We start from the raw sequence: 14,602 nt of genomic DNA, 5'->3' as shown, positions 1-14,602 counted from the left end.
AAAGGGCGCCAGCCCTTTGGCCGCCGGAGGCTTTCCCCCGACTCGTTCCCGTTCCTCCCCGGCCTCACCTCAGGCCAGCATCCGGCCCGGACCGGAACGGGATTCGTTTTCGCTCGTGACGCGTATGGCTCGCAAGCCCGACACCGGGCACTCGTGTTCGCACATGCCGCAGCCGATGCACTTGCCCGGGTCCACGTGGGGCTGCTGCAACCGGACCAGGATGTCCGCCTCCCGGCCCTGGCCGAGGTCGGGCAGGGGCCGCTCCAGGGTCAGCTCCGTGGCCGTAAGTCCCGCGATGCGAAGGGGCCTGGCCCCGGGAATGCCGGAGGGGCGCAGGTAATAGTCGCCGCTGCCGAGGTTCCGGTCGGCCGCGAAAGGGGCGGCCAGGGACAGCACCGCCCCCCTGGCGTCGGCAAGGGCCAGCCGGCCGCCCCGGACCGGCTCGAAGACCTCTTGGGTGTAAATGGCCTTGGGGCTGACCGGGCAGACCTCCTGGCAGACGATGCACGGCCGGCCCATGGCCCAGGGCAGGCACCGGGTGCGGTCCACGAAGGCCGTGCCCAGGCGAATGGGGCCGGTTGCCGCGAAGTCGCCTATGCCAAGCTTCTCGTCGATGCCAAGCGGCCGGATGGCGGCGGTCGGACAGACCTGGCCGCAGGCAATGCAGTTTTGCAGGCAGCCGGCCCGGCCCAGGCGGTAATTGAGGGTCGGCGTCCATATCCCGGCCGCCCCGGCCACGGTCACGGCCGGCTGGATGATGTTCGACGGACAGACCCGCATGCACTGGCCGCAGCGGATGCAGCGGGCGAGAAACCGCTCCTCGTCGAGCGCCCCCGGCGGCCGCAGAAGCGACGGATCGCGTCCGGCCCCCATGGCCCCGCCGACCCGCCACAAGGGCACGGTGAGAGCCCCGACGGCCAGGACAGCCACGGCCCCGCGCCGGGACACGTCGGGCAAGGCCCGCTCTCCGGCCACGGACGGGCGGCCGGCAAAGCCGATGCGGCCGGTCGGGCAGGCGTCCAGGCAGTTGCAGCAAAGAACGCACTCGCTTTGGAGGATCTCGCCGGAGGGCCGGCAGCCGCCCTCGCAGTATTCCTCGCACAGGTGGCAGTTGCCGCAGGATTTCTCGGACCGCTTGCCGATCCGCCAGGGGGCCAGCCGGGTGGCAAGGCCGAAAAGCGCCCCCAGCGGACAGAGGAACCGGCAGAAAAAACGCGGCCGCAGGAAATTGAGAGCCAGGATCGCCACGAAGACCGCGCCGAAGACCCAGGCCCCGTCGTAGAACCGGGCGTCGTGGTGGATCACGCCCCGGCCGGGATCGACCAGTGGCAGGAGGGCCAGACTGACGCTCCGGTAGACCAGGGGCAGCGGATCGAGGAGCCCGGTCTGGACGCTGCCAAGGGCCGCCGCGGTCAGGAAAAAGACCAGCCCATAGTACTTGAGGGCCTGCCAGCGGCTCGGCCGGTTGGCCTCGATCCGGGCCGCCCGGCCGGTATGGCGGCGGCTCAGGTACCCGGCCAGGTGCTGGAGCGTGCCGAGCGGACAGGCGAAGCCGCAGAAAAACCGGCCCACGAAAAAGGTCAGGGCAAAGACGGCCACGGCCCAGAGAAGCGGCGCGAAAAGCGTGCGCGTGGCCAGGGTGGTGGCCAGGGCGGTCAGGGGATCGAGCCAGAGGAGCCAGTTCACGGGCCAGCCGCGCAACTGCCAGAACCGGTCCCCGACCGTGGCCACCACGCAGAACCAGAGGAACAGAACCAGGAAAAAGCCCTGGCTGATGCGACGGGCGGTGACGATGCGCATGGCTCTCCCTACCCTGCCGCCGGTTCGGTGTGGACGGTGACGGGAAAAAGCGAGGCCACGTCCGTGGTGCCGACCCCGGCCGCCGCGGCCAGCCGCAGATAGGGCAGGTCGGCCGGGGCCCGGGAAAGAAGCGTCACCCCGACCGTGTCCGCCGCCACCGGGTCGGCGGACAGGATCATGGTGCCCGTGGCCTTGAGGTCGGACAGCGACCCGCCGGTCGGGCCGTTGGTCATCATGCTGGAGGTCCCGTCGAGGACACACAGGGTCGGGCGCAGAAGCCGCCCCAGTTCGGCGATGACGCCGTTGATGTCCTGGTGGAAGATGTTTCGCCGGCCGCCGAGCAGGCCGTAGAAGTTCTTGAGGCTCATGGAGGCGCCGGCCCGCTGGTGGTCCTTGACCGGGGCCAGGGCGATGACCTTGGTCACGCCGGCAAAGGCGCCGGCAAGGACCGGCCAGTCGGTCAGGAGCTTTCCCCCGGGCAGGGTCAGGGGCGAAAAAAGGGCCGGCCGGGGAAGGACGATGTCCGCGCCGCCGGCCCGGGCCGCGCCCGAGAGACCCGAGACCTCGAAACAGCTGTCCGGATTGTTGATCGGGTTGTCCGTGACCAGGATCCTGGCCGCCCCGGCCTCCCGGCAGGCCGTGGCCACGGCCGCGAGCAGGTCCGGGTGGGTGGTGGCCCCCAAAAGCGGCGGCGAGGCAAAGGCGGCGTTGACTTTTAAAAGCACCACATCGCCCCGGGAGACGAAGGCCTCCATGCCGCCAAGGCTTTTGACCCCGGCCGCGAACATGGCCCGGCGGTCCGTGCCGTGGACCTCGGCCAGACGCGGCTTGCCCGCGGCCGGGGCCGGCACGGAGAAATCCCCGAGCGTGTTCAGCACCTTGCCGCCGACCCCGGCGGCCGGCCCCTTGGCGTCGTACAGGGCCAGGCCGAGCCCCCCGGCCGCCACGGCCACGGCCGAGGCCCCGGCCAGGCGGCGCAGAAAGTCCCGGCGGTTGAGGCGTTCCCCGGTTTCCCGGTCTTCCGGAAACGGGGCACTCTGCCCGGCATCGTAATCGCGCATCACTTCACGTCCTTGAAATCAGGGAGACTGGCCGCCAGCCGGGTCGCCAGGGCCAGGGCCGCCTCCCGGCTGACCGCGTCGTGGACCCCGGCCACAAGCGTTCCTTTGGCCCACACGATCTCGTAGGAGCCGTCGGCGACGAGGAGCGTTGCGCCGTCCGGCAGTCCCGGGGCGGTTTCGGGGACGTAGCCGTTTTGGGCGATGAATCCGGCAAAGGTTTTGGCGTCCCGGGCCGCCTCGGCCGGGGTGGCCCGCCGGGCCAGGAAGGCCGTGGCCGCGCCCTGGGGCAGGGCGTATTCGGCCGTGTAGACGTTGGAGAATCCGGCCAGGCCCATGGCGTCCGAGGCGGCCAGCCTGATACTCTGGAGGTCCAGGCCGTCCTTGGGGAAAAGCGTCTTCTCGTCCACCGGGCCGGGGTGCCCGGCCACGGCCGGGCCGTCGCCGGGGAGCGCGGCGGCCAGGGCCGCGCCCAGGGCGGCGAGGCCCTGGCCGGTGGCGGCGTCGTCCCGGTCGGCCACTAGCTCCACGTACAGGTTGCCCTTGGTGAAGTAGACGGCGTTTTCCGTGGCATAGGCGTCCGGCGAGAGCGGGCTCGGCCGGGCCCCGGCCCGGCGCTGGCCGCTTAGGACGGCAAAGGCGCCGGAGGGGCTGGTCTGGGCGTAGATCCAGGCATCGACCCGGGCCCCGCCGGCAAGCCGGTAGGCCCGGGTGGACATCTCCTTGAAGCCGGCGGCCAGATACAGTTCCGCCTTGCCGTCGATGCGGTCGGACAGGGTGTCCGGGTCGTAGCTTGCGACGGGCGTGGCCGGCACGGCTCCGGGCAGATCGCCCAGGTAGCCGGCCGTAGCCAAGACCCGGCCCCCGGCCGCGCCCGCCACGGTGCCGACCGGCCGCGGCGGGGCCAGGGCCACGGCCACGGCCGGGCTCAGCCGGGACTGGGCCAGGCCGATCCAGACCGCCGCCGCCACCAAAAGCGCCAGCACCGTCCAGGCGGCCGTGCGCTCGCCGCGCCCGATCCGGGACCGTTTCGGACCCATGTCGCCTCCCCGCCGGTTCAGTTGACCGGCACCCCTTGGGCGCAGTCGTAGCGCGGCGGACAGGAAAGGCCCGAGGGCAGGAGCTTTTCGAGCGAGCCGGGACTGAGTTCGCCGTTTACAAGCATGAAGCGCAGTTCGCCTGTGACCGGAAAGCCGCCCGCGATGGCCGTCTCCAGCCGCTTGACCGTGTCGGCGTATTCGGGTTCGGCCTTGTTCTTGTGAAACTGCCGCCGCCACTCGATCCACTGTTTCGGATTCATGGCGCTCTGGTCGAGGAAGACGAAGTGCGTGACCGCGTCAGGGCAGTCCTGCTCGAGGAAGAGCGTGTACTCGAAGACCGGATTTTTCGGATCGCGGCGGGACATCCGCTCCTTTTCCGCGTCTTCGATCAGCCAGGCGACGGGACAGGTCCGGGAGCGGGCGAAAAGGCCCACCGGGCCATAGAGAAAGGCCGGCTGGGACTCGTCGGCGATGAAATAGCCGTCCAGAAAAGCCTGGGGCGGGGTTATGGGCGAAAGGCCCATGGACTGCCGCAACGCCGCGGCCTTGGCGCTCTGGGCCAGGGCCCCGGGAACGGCCAGGAGGAGAAAAAACGCCGCCGACACCAGACAAGCCGCCAGCCCGCGCTGCATGGACGCCTCCCACCGGACGCCAGGAGGTCCGGTACATACTTGTCAAAATACCAGCCCCCCGTGGGGATGGCAAGACGGCCCGATACAGATGGACGGGATGTCATGCCTGCGAAACAGTTTCCCAACCCAGGGCCGTTTCCGCCACGCTCCCCCCGGCGGCGGCCGTTGACCGGCCAAGGGGCCTGTGAAATCATGCCGCCCGCCGCGCCGACCCGGGCCCGGCCACATCCCTGCCGACAAAAAGGAAACTCCATGACCGACCCCTGCCCCTGCGGTTCCGGCGAACCCTTCGCCCGGTGCTGCGGCCCGTTTCTCTCGCGGGAAAAACCCGCGCCCACGGCCGAGGCCCTCATGCGCTCCCGGTACACGGCCTATGCCCGAAGCGACGTCGGCTACCTGCAGGCCACGCTCCTGCCGCGAAAGCGCGACACGTTCAACCCGCAAGCCACCCTGGCCTGGAACGCCGACGTCGCCTGGACCGGCCTCGCTATCCGGGCGACCCGGGACGGCGGGCCCGGGGACGACACGGGCGTGGTGGAATTCACGGCTGCGTTCGTGAAGGCCGGGACCGCGGACGCGATCCACGAGATCAGCCGGTTCCGGAAAAAAGGCGGCCAGTGGTTCTACGTCGACGGCCGACCCGGCGAGGCGGGGGAACAAGACGGCGAGGCCGGGCCGGAGGCCACCACGCCGAAAGCCGCGACCACGCCCAAGGTCGGGCGCAACGCCCCCTGCCCCTGCGGCTCCGGCCGGAAATACAAGCACTGCTGCGCCTGAAGCCGGGGCGGGCCGCCCCGCCGCCTTTGCCCGGAACTTTTCCGGCAAAGGCGGTGGCCGGCCGGGATCACCAGCTGAGGCGCAGGCCCACGGTGCCCTGGTGGGCGGAGGCGTTCCGGCGGAATTCGCCCGTATACGAGGCAAAAAAGGCCACGTTGCCCGCCCGCCAGGCCTCCACGTCCAGGGAGGCCACGGCCGCGTCCCGCCCGGGATCGGCGGCGGTAAGGGTGAAGCCCTGGCCCAGGAGCGCCGCCTTGGTCGTAAGGCCCCGGTCCCCGAAATCGTGGGTCCACGAGAGCTTCAGCCGGGGCTGGATGGTGGTGCCCCAGACGGTGAAAAGGCTCTCGGCCCGGAGGCCCACTTCGCTTCGCAGCCTGGAAAACCGCTCGTCCGGGAACCCGAGCCCGAGGCCCGTGGTTTCGGCAAAGGCCTGGCGCTGGAAGTTCTGGACGGTCAGGCCGCCAGAGGGGGTCACCGTGGCGCCGGGCAGGTCGAAGCGGTAGCCGGCATCGCCGGCCGCGAGCAGGCCCCAGCCCTGGGACCGGCCCGAGACCGAGGCGGGTTGGTCCGAAAAAAGGAAGGAGCGGGACGTGGCCGTGTTGGAAGGGCCGGCGGCCAGCCGGCCGTCGAAGACCAGCCGGCCCGGCGTCCAGGTCGCGTAGAGCGCGGCCGCGTAGGTGTCGGCCGTGGCCTTGACCGTGGAACTCTCGACCCCGCTTCGCGTGTAGCCGACCGCGCCGCCGGCGGCGAAATCGTGTTGTTGCCGCCTGGGATGTCGCGCAGGACGGGCGTCAGGACGCCGCCGGCCACGAACACGTGGCCGGTGCCATCGACGACGAGCCGGTCGTAGGTCCCGGGCCCGCCCGGGACCTGCAAGGCGCCGTCCAGGTCCACGCGGGTGGTGGCCGTGGCCGAAAGGGCCACGTCGCCGTCGAAGGTCAGGGTGCCGGGCGAGGTGCCGACGAGCGGGATGCCGGCCGGCAACGTGCCGCCGTTGTTGGCGATGAGATCCGCGTAATTGGGCAGCTGGCCGGCGCCAAGGACGCCGTTTACCGTCGTGTCGCCGCGTATCGTGCCGAATCCGGCCAGGGTGGCGCCTGGGGCCACGTCCAGGCGGGTGCCGAGCGTCAGGGTGCCGTCCACGGCCAGGGCCCCTTCCCGCACCAGGACGTCGCCGGTGGCGGTGGTGCGGCCGGCCACGGTCAGGGTTCCGTCCCCGGTCTTGGTGAAGCCGCCGTCCGTGACCAGCGGCCGGCTCCAATAGACCGTCTGCGGATCCCGGACATCGACCGCCCTCCCGGCGGCCAGGGAGGCGGGCCCGGCCACGGCCCGGTCGGGCCGGACCAGGCCGTAGCCCTAGATCCCGTTGACGGCCGGCTGTCCGCCGATGTTTTCGGCCGTGGCGAAAAGGACGTGGGCCAGATCCTGGGCGTCGTAGCCCGGGAAGGCCTGTTCGAGCAGGGCAATGGAGCCGGACACGGCGGGCGCGGCCTCGGAAGTGCCCACGTTGAAGCCGTAACTGCCGTCGGCGACAGGGAAGGTGGAATAAATCCCGGGCGTTGTGGCCGGATCGTTGCCCCCGGCCATGGCCGGATTCCCGCCCGGGGCACTCAGGCCCCAGCTGGCAGTGACGCCCAGGGAGTTGGCGTAGGTGGCGATGGTCTTGTCGGCGCCCACGGCCGTCACGGCGATAATGAGCCCGCTTTGGCGCTGCAGGGCGGAGAAGTCGTAGTTGGCCCCGCCGTCGTCGTAGACCCCGGCCTGGGCGTTGGCCGGCTGGATGAAGGGAAAAAGCGCGATGCCCCGGGGATTGCGGCCGGCCACCGGGCTCAAGACTTCGTGGCGGTCGTTGCCCACGGCGGCCACAATGATCTTGCCGTTGGCCACGGCCTCGAGGGCGGCCTGGGCCTGGACCGGATTGATGGAGTAGGCGGGCCAGACGCTGAGCCCGGTCTCATTGAGTTGGAGCGCATAGCTCGAACTGAGCACCCTGACGTTGTCGAGGGAGGCGAAATACCCGATGGAAGCCGCCACCGAATCGTCCAGGCCGGGCGCGTTGCACCAGTCGACACCGCGCAGGACGACGATACGGGCGTCGTAGGCGATGCCCGGCGCGTCGCTGCTGCCCGAGGCCAGGGCGACACCGGCGGTGTGGGTGCCGTGCGGGACCATGTTCGTGATGTTCGTCGGGACATAGACTTCGTCCTCGGAGGCCAAGGCGAAGTTGTAGCTGCGGGAATCGACCTTGCCGGCAAAGGCCGGGTGCGTGATGTCAAGGCCGGTGTCGACCATGGCGATGGTGACGCCCGCCCCGGTAGAGCCGGCGGCCCAGACGGCCGGCGCGCCGATGAGCCCGGGCCCGTATTGGAGCGGATTGGGGGAAACCTGGCTCTCGGCAGCGGCCGGCGCCTGCATGGCCAGCAGCGTGGCCAGGACGACCCACGCCATGCAGCGGGCCGGCCGCCCGACCCCTGGCCGACGCAACCGACGCTCCAGCCAAAAGCCGAAGCCCGGGACGCAACCCGGAGACAGGAAAAGCGTCAGGGCGGAAAACGGCCAGGACCACGGGGAAGCGTTGCGCAGTCGGACAGGCATAGGCAGTCCTCACGCCTTATCGATTTTGCGGAACGGATATGGGAAGTATTGTAACGACCCAGTCTCACACTGGCAAGTGTGGAGCACGCCCAGAGCGGAGGGAAAAGCCGGGCCAACAGGATGGCAAGCTTCCTCCGCCGGCCTGGGCGGTTGGTGGAATCGTCCCGGCCTGCCGGGTCCGGGCCGCGCCGGGCCGGTTGGCGGCCCTGGCAACAAAAGGGCCGGCCCTTGCATCTCTCGTGAAAGAACCGGCCCCGGGCGCGCCTGTCGCCGCAGTCTGCAATCGGTCTAGATGGAGTTGGTCGAAGCCAGGGTCGAAAGGCTGACCGTGGTGCCCGAAGCGACAAACGTGACGTTCTCCACCGAGCTGTCGATAAAGCCGTAGTTGGCTCCGGTGAAGGTGTCCACGGCGGCGTAGCCGGTCAGCACGGAGGTCGTGCTGGTCGTCGGATCCGTGTAAACGATGCTGGTGGCGCACAGATTCACAGCGCCACTGCTCGACGGCAGGAGGATCGTATCCGTGCCGTCGCCGCCGATATAAATCCCCGGCGTGGTGCCGGCATAGAGCGTGTCGTTGTCCGTGCCGCCATCCAGGATGTTGCTGCCGAACACGCCGCCGAGACTGTCGTTCCCGCCTTCCCCATACACGATGTTGCAGGTCAAGCCGCCGGACAGCACGTCATTGGCATCGCCGCCCACCAGCTCCCAGGGCGAAGCAACGGAAGCCCGGATGACCGCATTCTGGGAGGCCAGCAGATTCATGACGGAAATGACCGCAGCCTCGCTCGAGGACAGGGGTTGGCCGATGAAGTAGCTGTTGCCGTTGGCGTCCTCGATGGGGCCACCGACAAGACCCGTGCCCTCGGCGGCATCGGAGACAACATCGGAATCGGTCAGATCAACAAACGTCAGCATTTTCTCCTCCTTACGAGCTAAAACGCAGACACGCCCGGCTCTCCGTTGGGCCCTCTGCGGAAAACGACGTGGATACGAACGCGTACACGCCTTTCCATCCGCCAAGAGGCGCTTCCATTTGCAATGCTGCAATGGGCAGGCTTCAAGAACCCCGGGCACTTCGCCGCCCTGCGGGGGGATGCCGGCTCCTGGCGGTTGCGGACGCCGGACGCCTTTCCCCCATCCCTGCGTGACCGGCTCCAGGCAGGTCACGGTTTCCATGGAACGCCGCCAGCTCAGTCGCCCGGCCGCCACGGCGCGTTACGGGGCCAGCCGAAAATTTCTCCGGGGTCCTGCCCCCCGCTCAAGACAGGCGTTCCGGGCGGGCCGAAAGAAAGTCCGCCACGATGCCCGTCTGGCGGCAGGCACGACAGCGCCCGTTCGACGGCCGCCTGTCCGAGCCTCGCCCGACGATCCTACCGTGTCGCCGCTTCGATGATTTTAAGCGCCTCGCTTTTGCGCGATTCCAGGATAAGCAAAAAAACGTCCGCCCCCTTTTGTCGTCGCTCCCACCATTCCGGTTCGGCCAGGGCCATGATCGCGTCGGCCACGGAATCCCGCTTTTCCCGTGGCACCGCGCGCAGGCGGGCGAGGCACAATTCTTTGGCGTCGGCCATTTTGGCCGCCACGGACAGCCGCTTTGTGTCATCGATCCTCATGGAGAAGTCCTTTCCCTTTTCTTCGTCGTGAAGCGCACCAGCCAGGGCTCTGGCGCCCACGGCAAGGGTGACGGCGATGACCGTCCCATGGCGGGTTGGTAGCAGGGCAGGCGGCGGTTGTCACCGGACCTGCCAACGAGGCCCGTGGCGCCGCGCTGCGGCCTCCGGGAGGTCGGCTGGGAATGCGGCTGAACGGGGGTTGCGTCGATCGTGTGCCGCTTGCGGGAGTGACCGGCGGGAACGCTACGGACCGGCCCGCACTTGCGGGCGGCCCACGGTGCGAGGCCATTCGAATTTCCCCCTTGTGGCGAGGGGGAAATTCCATAAACAAAGGGCCAGGAATTTATCCTGGCCCTTTGTGGTCGGAATGCTTGCGGAGGCTTTTGGCCTACCAGCTGCGATTGCCGCGGCCACCGCCGCCACCACCGCCGCCGGAGCGGGGCTTATCTTCGGCTTCGTTGACTTTCAGATTGCGGCCGCCGAAATCCTTGCCGTCCATGCCCTGGATGGCAGCCCGGGCGCCTTCCTCGTCCATCTCGACGAAACCGAAGCCGCGAAGACGGCCGGTTTCCCTGTCGGTGATGAGGTTGACGCTGATGACTTCGCCGAAGGTGGCGAACTGGGTACGGATGTCATCCTCAGTGGAATTGAAGGAAAGGTTCCCGACGTAAAGTTTCTTAGACAAGGGCTTTTGCTCCAGTTTTTGGCATTGCTTTTCGCATGACTTGGAACTGCGCAACGGAAGGCCCAAGATCCAAAAAAGTATGCTCGTTGAAAAGGCTCATTCGTTATTTATACGCATGGCCCGCCGAATGTAAAGGTGGACCCCAGCAAAAAGTACAAAATAAATTCTGATTTTTTTTGCAGTGGCCTTCTCGGCGCCAGGAGGGCCAGTTCCAGTCCTGCTTCCCGGATCTTTGAGGCCAGGGTGAACGTGTATCTTTTCGGGCCACGAAGCCCCCCTATCCCGGGCTCCCGATGGCGGCCCCGGGGCGGCATGGAAATGAACCACAAGAAAAAAGGCCCCCAGTCTTGCAACTGAAGGCCTTTGATTTCTATGGTGCCGAGGGACAGAATCGAACTGCCGACACGGGGATTTTCAGTCCCCTGCTCTACCGACTGAGCTACCTCGGCGGCGGCGAGAGACGGTATTTATCCCAAGGCCCATACCTTGGCAACCCTTTTTTTTGGAGAAACCATGCCCAGAAGCGATTTTGTTTTCTCACTAATCGGGCTATCCTTCTACCTGCTCGTCCTTTTCTACCTTTAGGAGATCCGAAATGACCGAACTCGATACTTTCCTCGATGCCTGGACCGACGATCCGAAGGGCGTCAAAAAGGCCTTCCTACGCCTCAAATCCGTGCTCGAAGGCCTCGGCGAGGCAACCGTCACCTTCGTGCCCCGGCCGCCGGCCAGCTACAGCCTGCGGGCCGAACCGCCGCGCGGCCGGCCGGTCATCACCATGGTCGACGTGGCCACCTTTGACGGCGAAAAATTCCTGTCCGTCTGCTTCTACGCCGACACCATCACCGACCCCGAGGAACGCGGCGACCTGATCCCGGAAGGCCTCCTGTCCAAGGACGGCTACTGCTTCGACCTCGATTCCGATGACGACGACGCGGTCAGCTACGTGGAAGCCCGGATCTTCGAGGCCGCCGCCGCCTTCTCCCTGACCGAGGACGGCCCGTGCACCGAGGTCGACGACGACGATTAGCCGATGCCGGGGCCCGGCCTGCCCCGGGCACCCTACCCCGGCTGGTAGAACCGTCCGATTCCCGAGGCGTCCTCCAGGCCGAAGGCATCGGGCAGATGGGTGGCCGTGCGGCGTCCGCCATGGACCGACACGGCCACCACGTCAAACCGGCAGGGCCGGTCCCACCAGGCCCGCTCGGACAAAAAGGCCGCAGCCGCCCGTGCGATCCGCCCCCGCTTGGCCGGGGTCACGGCCTCCTCCGGCCGATCAAGGAGGCTCCCCGGCCCCCGGGCCTTGACCTCCACGAAGACCACCGTGTCGCCGTCCAGGCAAATGAGATCCACCTCCCCGCCCCGCGTCCGGTAATTGCGGACCTCGACCCGGAACCCCGCGCCGACGAGCAACGCCTCGGCCACGGCCTCGCCTTCGCGGCCCAGGAGAAGGTGGGGGGAAGTCATGGGAGGGATGCCTCCGGCGGCCAGGAGAGGCTCTGCCTCTCCTGGACCTCTCCGCCGGGGGGGATCATCCCCCCCGGACCCCCTGGAAGGGGAAGCGTCGGCGTGTGGGATGCGGGAACAAACATGGCGATCAGAGGCCGGGCAGGCCGAGCTGGCGGGACGTTTCGGGCAGGACGCCCCGGAAGGTCAGGCGGTGGATGCGGCACGGGCCAAGTTGGCGCAGGGCGGCCAGATGGGCGGCCACGCCGTAGCCCTTGTGGCCCTCGAAGCCGTAGCCGGGGAATTGGCGGGCAAAGACCGTCATCATCCGGTCGCGGCTGGTCTTGGCCAGGATGGAGGCGGCGGAAATGGCGGGCACGGTCAGGTCGCCGCCGATGATGGCTTCCTGCACCGGGGCCTCGTCCAGAAAATTCAGGTAGGCGGCGGGAATCCGCTTGTCGCCGTCGATGCGCAGCACCGTCGGTGCGGCGCGCATGGCCCGCACGGCCCGGGCCATGGCCGCGAAGGTGGCCTGCAGGATGTTTATGCGGTCGACCTCGGCCGGCCAGGCCACGCCCAGGCCCCAGGCAACGGCCTGGACTTTGATGGCCGGCGCCAGGCGGTCCCGCTTGGTCGCGGAAAGCTTTTTGGAATCGGTCAGGCCCGGCAGCTGGCAGGCCTCGGGCAGGACCACGGCCGCGGCCACCACCGGCCCGGCCAGGCAGCCCCGGCCGGCCTCGTCGATGCCGACCACGAGGGGGCCGCAGGTGGCGGAGGTCAGACGCATAGGCGCAAAAAGCCGCGCCTGTCCGGCCGAAAGATCGGCACTGGACAGGCAACGGCCAAAAACGGGAGCCCGGAGCGGTCCACGGCGAAACGCCGAGGCCTAGGATTCCCAGCTGGTCTTCGTCTTGATGCGGGCGGCCTTGCCGCGAAGGGCGCGCAGGTAGTACAGGCGGCTGCGACGCACCTTGCCCTGGGAAACCACTTCCACCCGCTCGATAAACGGGGAGTGCATGGGAAAAATACGCTCGACACCGATGCCGTCGGACACCTTGCGCACGGTGAAGGTGGAATCCACGGAGCCCTTGCGCAGGCGCAGCACGGCACCCTGGAAAACCTGGATGCGCTCTTTTTCACCCTCAAGAATACGCAGGTGCACTTTCACGGTGTCGCCCGGGCGAAACGCCGGGATATCCATGCGCAACTGTTCCCGCTCGATCTGGTTGATCACGTTCATGACGCTTTCTCCTCGGTAAAGCCGCCGGCGCGCACGCCGTCCCGGCCTTGGAATGTCGTTGTGGTTGCCGGCCGCGCCTCAGGAGGCGTCGCCAAGCAGCCTGTCGGTAAGGATGCCGGCCGCGGCCCGCACCGACAGATGATTATAGTCCGAAAACGGCCGCAGCGGCGGCAAGACCCCTTCGGCCCGGGCCAGCACTTCCTCGGCCAACCCATGTCCGGTGCCAAGCACCACCAGCACCGGACGCGCACGGATCATTTCCCGGGCTGCCGCGAACGACAGCGTGGCCGGACCCTTGGCGCTGGTGGCGACAAGCGCCGCCTCCCGGCCGTGGTCGGCGGCAACCGCCGCCAGGGCCGCGTCCAGCCCCTCGTGCAGCCGCACCAGGGACAGGGCCTCGCCCCGGTCCGGATTGGCCCGGGAGCCCGGACCCGTGCGCCAGTGGTCCACGATGCGCCCGGCCAGGGTCAGCTGGTCCCTGAGCGGGGACACCACTTCGAACCCGCCCAGACCGTAGGTACGGGAAACGCGCGCTATATCGTGGACGTCGAGATTTGTCAAAGAGACCGTGCCGACTTTCCCGTCCTTGAGCACCACCGGACCGTGCACCAGGCCCAGGTGCATGTTGCGCCCTGACCGCGTCCGGGGCCGGCTCCGCAAAAAATCGGCGTCCGCCACGCCGATGGCGGTCTGGTCGAAAAGATCGGGCCGCAGGCCAAGCGTCGTCTCAAGCGACCGCCTTCTCCGCCAGTCGGCAATGGCCGCGTGGTGGCCGGACAGGAGCTCCGGCGGCACGGGCAGGCCCTCGAACACTTCCGGTCGGGTGTAGTGCGGATACTCCAGAAGCCCGGAGGAAAAGCTCTCCTCGTCGGCCGAGGCGTCCTTGCCCATGAATCCCGGCACCAGCCGGGCCACGGCCTCCATCAGGCAGGCGGCGGCCGATTCCCCCCCGGACAGGACGAAATCCCCCACCGACACCGGCGTGATGTCAAAGAGATCGAAAATCCGGGCGTCGATGCCCTCGTACCGGCCGCACAAAAGCGTCAGTGCCTCTTCCCCGGCCAGCTCCCCGGCCATCTGCTGGGTCAGCGGTTTCCCGGCCGGCGACAGCATCAAGAGCTTTCCCGGACGCGGCAGGGACCGCAACGCCGCCGCCATCGTCGGCAGGCCCATCACCATGCCCGGGCCGCCGCCATACGGCCGGTCGTCCACGGTATGGTGCCGGTCCAGGGCGAAATCGCGGGGGTTCACCCGGTCCACGGCCACCACGCCAGCCTCCACCGCCTTGGCCATCAGCCCGCAGGAAAGGAAGGAATCGAAAAATTCCGGGAAGAGACTGACGATGGTGAACTGCACGATGGAAAGATGCCTCCGGCGGCCGGGAGGGGGTAACCCCCTCCCGGACCCTCCCTGGCTGTGGGCGGCGACCGGCCGACTGCAAAGCCAGTCGGCCGGTCGCCGCCCACAAGGCAGGAATAGTCAGAACGGCGAGATGCACCCGCAAACTTCCGACTTCTTCAAAAATTCTTCCTACGGCGTTTCGCCGCTGGCGCACCTTGTTGGCGGAAAGGGGCCGGCGTGCTGGCTGGCCTTGCAGCCAGTGTCGCCGGCCCCTTTCCGCCAACAAACGTCGATGCTCCGCCGCTCGTCCCATCACGACCGCGCGGCCGCACGCCCCGTTCGGGGGGTCCGGGGGGCGCGACGCCCCCCGGCCGC

Annotated in this window: 15 protein-coding genes, 1 tRNA gene and 1 pseudogene; 2 read left to right on the top strand and 15 right to left on the bottom strand. The window is 68.4% G+C overall.

From position 1 onward, the window contains the following. Positions 1-69 precede the first annotated feature (69 nt). From DFW101_RS16690 to DFW101_RS16675, 4 genes are read right to left on the bottom strand one after another with little or no spacing between them, the layout of a single operon-like run. Positions 70-1,800: a 4Fe-4S binding protein gene (locus DFW101_RS16690; protein ID WP_009182688.1), complete on the bottom strand. Its 1,731-nt coding sequence runs from the start codon at positions 1,798-1,800 to the stop codon at positions 70-72. Positions 1,801-1,808: 8 nt separating this feature from the next. After that, a complete protein-coding gene (locus DFW101_RS16685) occupies positions 1,809-2,861 on the bottom strand; it encodes a DUF362 domain-containing protein (RefSeq protein ID WP_009182687.1) in 1,053 nt (350 codons plus the stop codon). After that, positions 2,861-3,898 (bottom strand): DUF6599 family protein, encoded by a 1,038-nt coding sequence (locus DFW101_RS16680; protein ID WP_009182686.1) that lies wholly within the window; start codon positions 3,896-3,898, stop codon positions 2,861-2,863. Before DFW101_RS16680 ends, DFW101_RS16685 begins: the two co-directional genes overlap by 1 nt. A 17-nt stretch (positions 3,899-3,915) precedes the next feature. Further along, positions 3,916-4,530 (bottom strand): hypothetical protein, encoded by a 615-nt coding sequence (locus tag DFW101_RS16675; protein WP_009182685.1) that lies wholly within the window; start codon positions 4,528-4,530, stop codon positions 3,916-3,918. Between the two features lie 252 nt (positions 4,531-4,782). Between DFW101_RS16675 and DFW101_RS16670 the strand changes: the two genes are divergently transcribed. Beyond that, positions 4,783-5,307, top strand: coding sequence for a YchJ family protein (locus DFW101_RS16670; protein ID WP_009182684.1), 525 nt, complete (start codon positions 4,783-4,785; stop codon positions 5,305-5,307). A gap of 67 nt (positions 5,308-5,374) precedes the next feature. Here DFW101_RS16670 and DFW101_RS20055 read toward each other — a convergent pair whose 3' ends face one another. The 7 genes and pseudogenes from DFW101_RS20055 to DFW101_RS16635 form a co-directional block, all read right to left on the bottom strand. Further along, positions 5,375-6,388, bottom strand: coding sequence for an autotransporter outer membrane beta-barrel domain-containing protein (locus DFW101_RS20055; RefSeq protein ID WP_083838522.1), 1,014 nt, complete (start codon positions 6,386-6,388; stop codon positions 5,375-5,377). 71 nt (positions 6,389-6,459) lie between these two features. Further along, a pseudogene (locus DFW101_RS20210) lies at positions 6,460-6,633 on the bottom strand (hypothetical protein); the annotation flags it as partial. Positions 6,634-6,663: 30 nt separating this feature from the next. Then, positions 6,664-7,755 (bottom strand): S8 family peptidase, encoded by a 1,092-nt coding sequence (locus tag DFW101_RS16655; protein WP_157137662.1) that lies wholly within the window; start codon positions 7,753-7,755, stop codon positions 6,664-6,666. Between the two features lie 435 nt (positions 7,756-8,190). Continuing rightward, complete coding sequence (locus DFW101_RS16650) at positions 8,191-8,817, bottom strand: calcium-binding protein (RefSeq protein WP_009182683.1); 627 nt, start codon at positions 8,815-8,817, stop codon at positions 8,191-8,193. A 455-nt stretch (positions 8,818-9,272) separates the two neighbouring features. Beyond that, positions 9,273-9,515, bottom strand: a complete 243-nt coding sequence (locus DFW101_RS16645; protein ID WP_009182682.1) for a hypothetical protein — start codon at positions 9,513-9,515, stop codon at positions 9,273-9,275. Between the two features lie 388 nt (positions 9,516-9,903). Further along, the gene (locus DFW101_RS16640; RefSeq protein WP_009109279.1) at positions 9,904-10,200 is read right to left on the bottom strand and encodes an RNA recognition motif domain-containing protein; all 297 of its coding nucleotides are present in this window, start codon (positions 10,198-10,200) and stop codon (positions 9,904-9,906) included. A gap of 373 nt (positions 10,201-10,573) precedes the next feature. Continuing rightward, a tRNA-Phe gene (locus DFW101_RS16635) sits at positions 10,574-10,649 on the bottom strand. A 146-nt stretch (positions 10,650-10,795) separates the two neighbouring features. Between DFW101_RS16635 and DFW101_RS16630 the strand changes: the two genes are divergently transcribed. Then, a complete protein-coding gene (locus tag DFW101_RS16630) occupies positions 10,796-11,230 on the top strand; it encodes a hypothetical protein (RefSeq protein ID WP_009182681.1) in 435 nt (144 codons plus the stop codon). Positions 11,231-11,262: 32 nt separating this feature from the next. On the opposite strand, the gene DFW101_RS16625 is transcribed toward DFW101_RS16630, so the two are convergent. From DFW101_RS16625 to trmD, 4 genes are all read right to left on the bottom strand, one after another. Further along, positions 11,263-11,667, bottom strand: a complete 405-nt coding sequence (locus tag DFW101_RS16625) for a YraN family protein (RefSeq protein WP_009182680.1) — start codon at positions 11,665-11,667, stop codon at positions 11,263-11,265. Between the two features lie 130 nt (positions 11,668-11,797). After that, the gene (locus DFW101_RS16620; protein ID WP_009182679.1) at positions 11,798-12,433 is read right to left on the bottom strand and encodes a ribonuclease HII; all 636 of its coding nucleotides are present in this window, start codon (positions 12,431-12,433) and stop codon (positions 11,798-11,800) included. Positions 12,434-12,532: 99 nt separating this feature from the next. Next, complete coding sequence (rplS, locus tag DFW101_RS16615) at positions 12,533-12,886, bottom strand: 50S ribosomal protein L19 (RefSeq protein ID WP_009182678.1); 354 nt, start codon at positions 12,884-12,886, stop codon at positions 12,533-12,535. Between the two features lie 78 nt (positions 12,887-12,964). Continuing rightward, complete coding sequence (gene trmD / locus DFW101_RS16610) at positions 12,965-14,242, bottom strand: tRNA (guanosine(37)-N1)-methyltransferase TrmD (RefSeq protein ID WP_009182677.1); 1,278 nt, start codon at positions 14,240-14,242, stop codon at positions 12,965-12,967. Positions 14,243-14,602: the final 360 nt, after the last annotated feature.

It is taken from the genome of Solidesulfovibrio carbinoliphilus subsp. oakridgensis, from assembly GCF_000177215.2.
Classification (GTDB): domain Bacteria; phylum Desulfobacterota; class Desulfovibrionia; order Desulfovibrionales; family Desulfovibrionaceae; genus Solidesulfovibrio; species Solidesulfovibrio carbinoliphilus.
Note: the sequence above shows the minus strand (reverse complement) of the source record. Positions and strands in the feature narration are given on the sequence as shown.

Bases quoted from the DNA above. Each gene is read 5' to 3' on its own strand.
- DFW101_RS16690 (WP_009182688.1), bottom strand. From the start codon at position 1,800: ATGCGCATCGTCACCGCCCGTCGCATCAGCCAGGGCTTTTTCCTGGTT.
- DFW101_RS16685 (WP_009182687.1), bottom strand. From the start codon at position 2,861: ATGCGCGATTACGATGCCGGGCAGAGTGCCCCGTTTCCGGAAGACCGG.
- DFW101_RS16680 (WP_009182686.1), bottom strand. From the start codon at position 3,898: ATGGGTCCGAAACGGTCCCGGATCGGGCGCGGCGAGCGCACGGCCGCC.
- DFW101_RS16675 (WP_009182685.1), bottom strand. From the start codon at position 4,530: ATGCAGCGCGGGCTGGCGGCTTGTCTGGTGTCGGCGGCGTTTTTTCTC.
- DFW101_RS16670 (WP_009182684.1), top strand. From the start codon at position 4,783: ATGACCGACCCCTGCCCCTGCGGTTCCGGCGAACCCTTCGCCCGGTGC.
- DFW101_RS16655 (WP_157137662.1), bottom strand. From the start codon at position 7,755: ATGGCGTGGGTCGTCCTGGCCACGCTGCTGGCCATGCAGGCGCCGGCC.
- DFW101_RS16650 (WP_009182683.1), bottom strand. From the start codon at position 8,817: ATGCTGACGTTTGTTGATCTGACCGATTCCGATGTTGTCTCCGATGCC.
- DFW101_RS16645 (WP_009182682.1), bottom strand. From the start codon at position 9,515: ATGAGGATCGATGACACAAAGCGGCTGTCCGTGGCGGCCAAAATGGCC.
- DFW101_RS16630 (WP_009182681.1), top strand. From the start codon at position 10,796: ATGACCGAACTCGATACTTTCCTCGATGCCTGGACCGACGATCCGAAG.
- DFW101_RS16625 (WP_009182680.1), bottom strand. From the start codon at position 11,667: ATGACTTCCCCCCACCTTCTCCTGGGCCGCGAAGGCGAGGCCGTGGCC.
- DFW101_RS16620 (WP_009182679.1), bottom strand. From the start codon at position 12,433: ATGCGTCTGACCTCCGCCACCTGCGGCCCCCTCGTGGTCGGCATCGAC.
- rplS (WP_009182678.1), bottom strand. From the start codon at position 12,886: ATGAACGTGATCAACCAGATCGAGCGGGAACAGTTGCGCATGGATATC.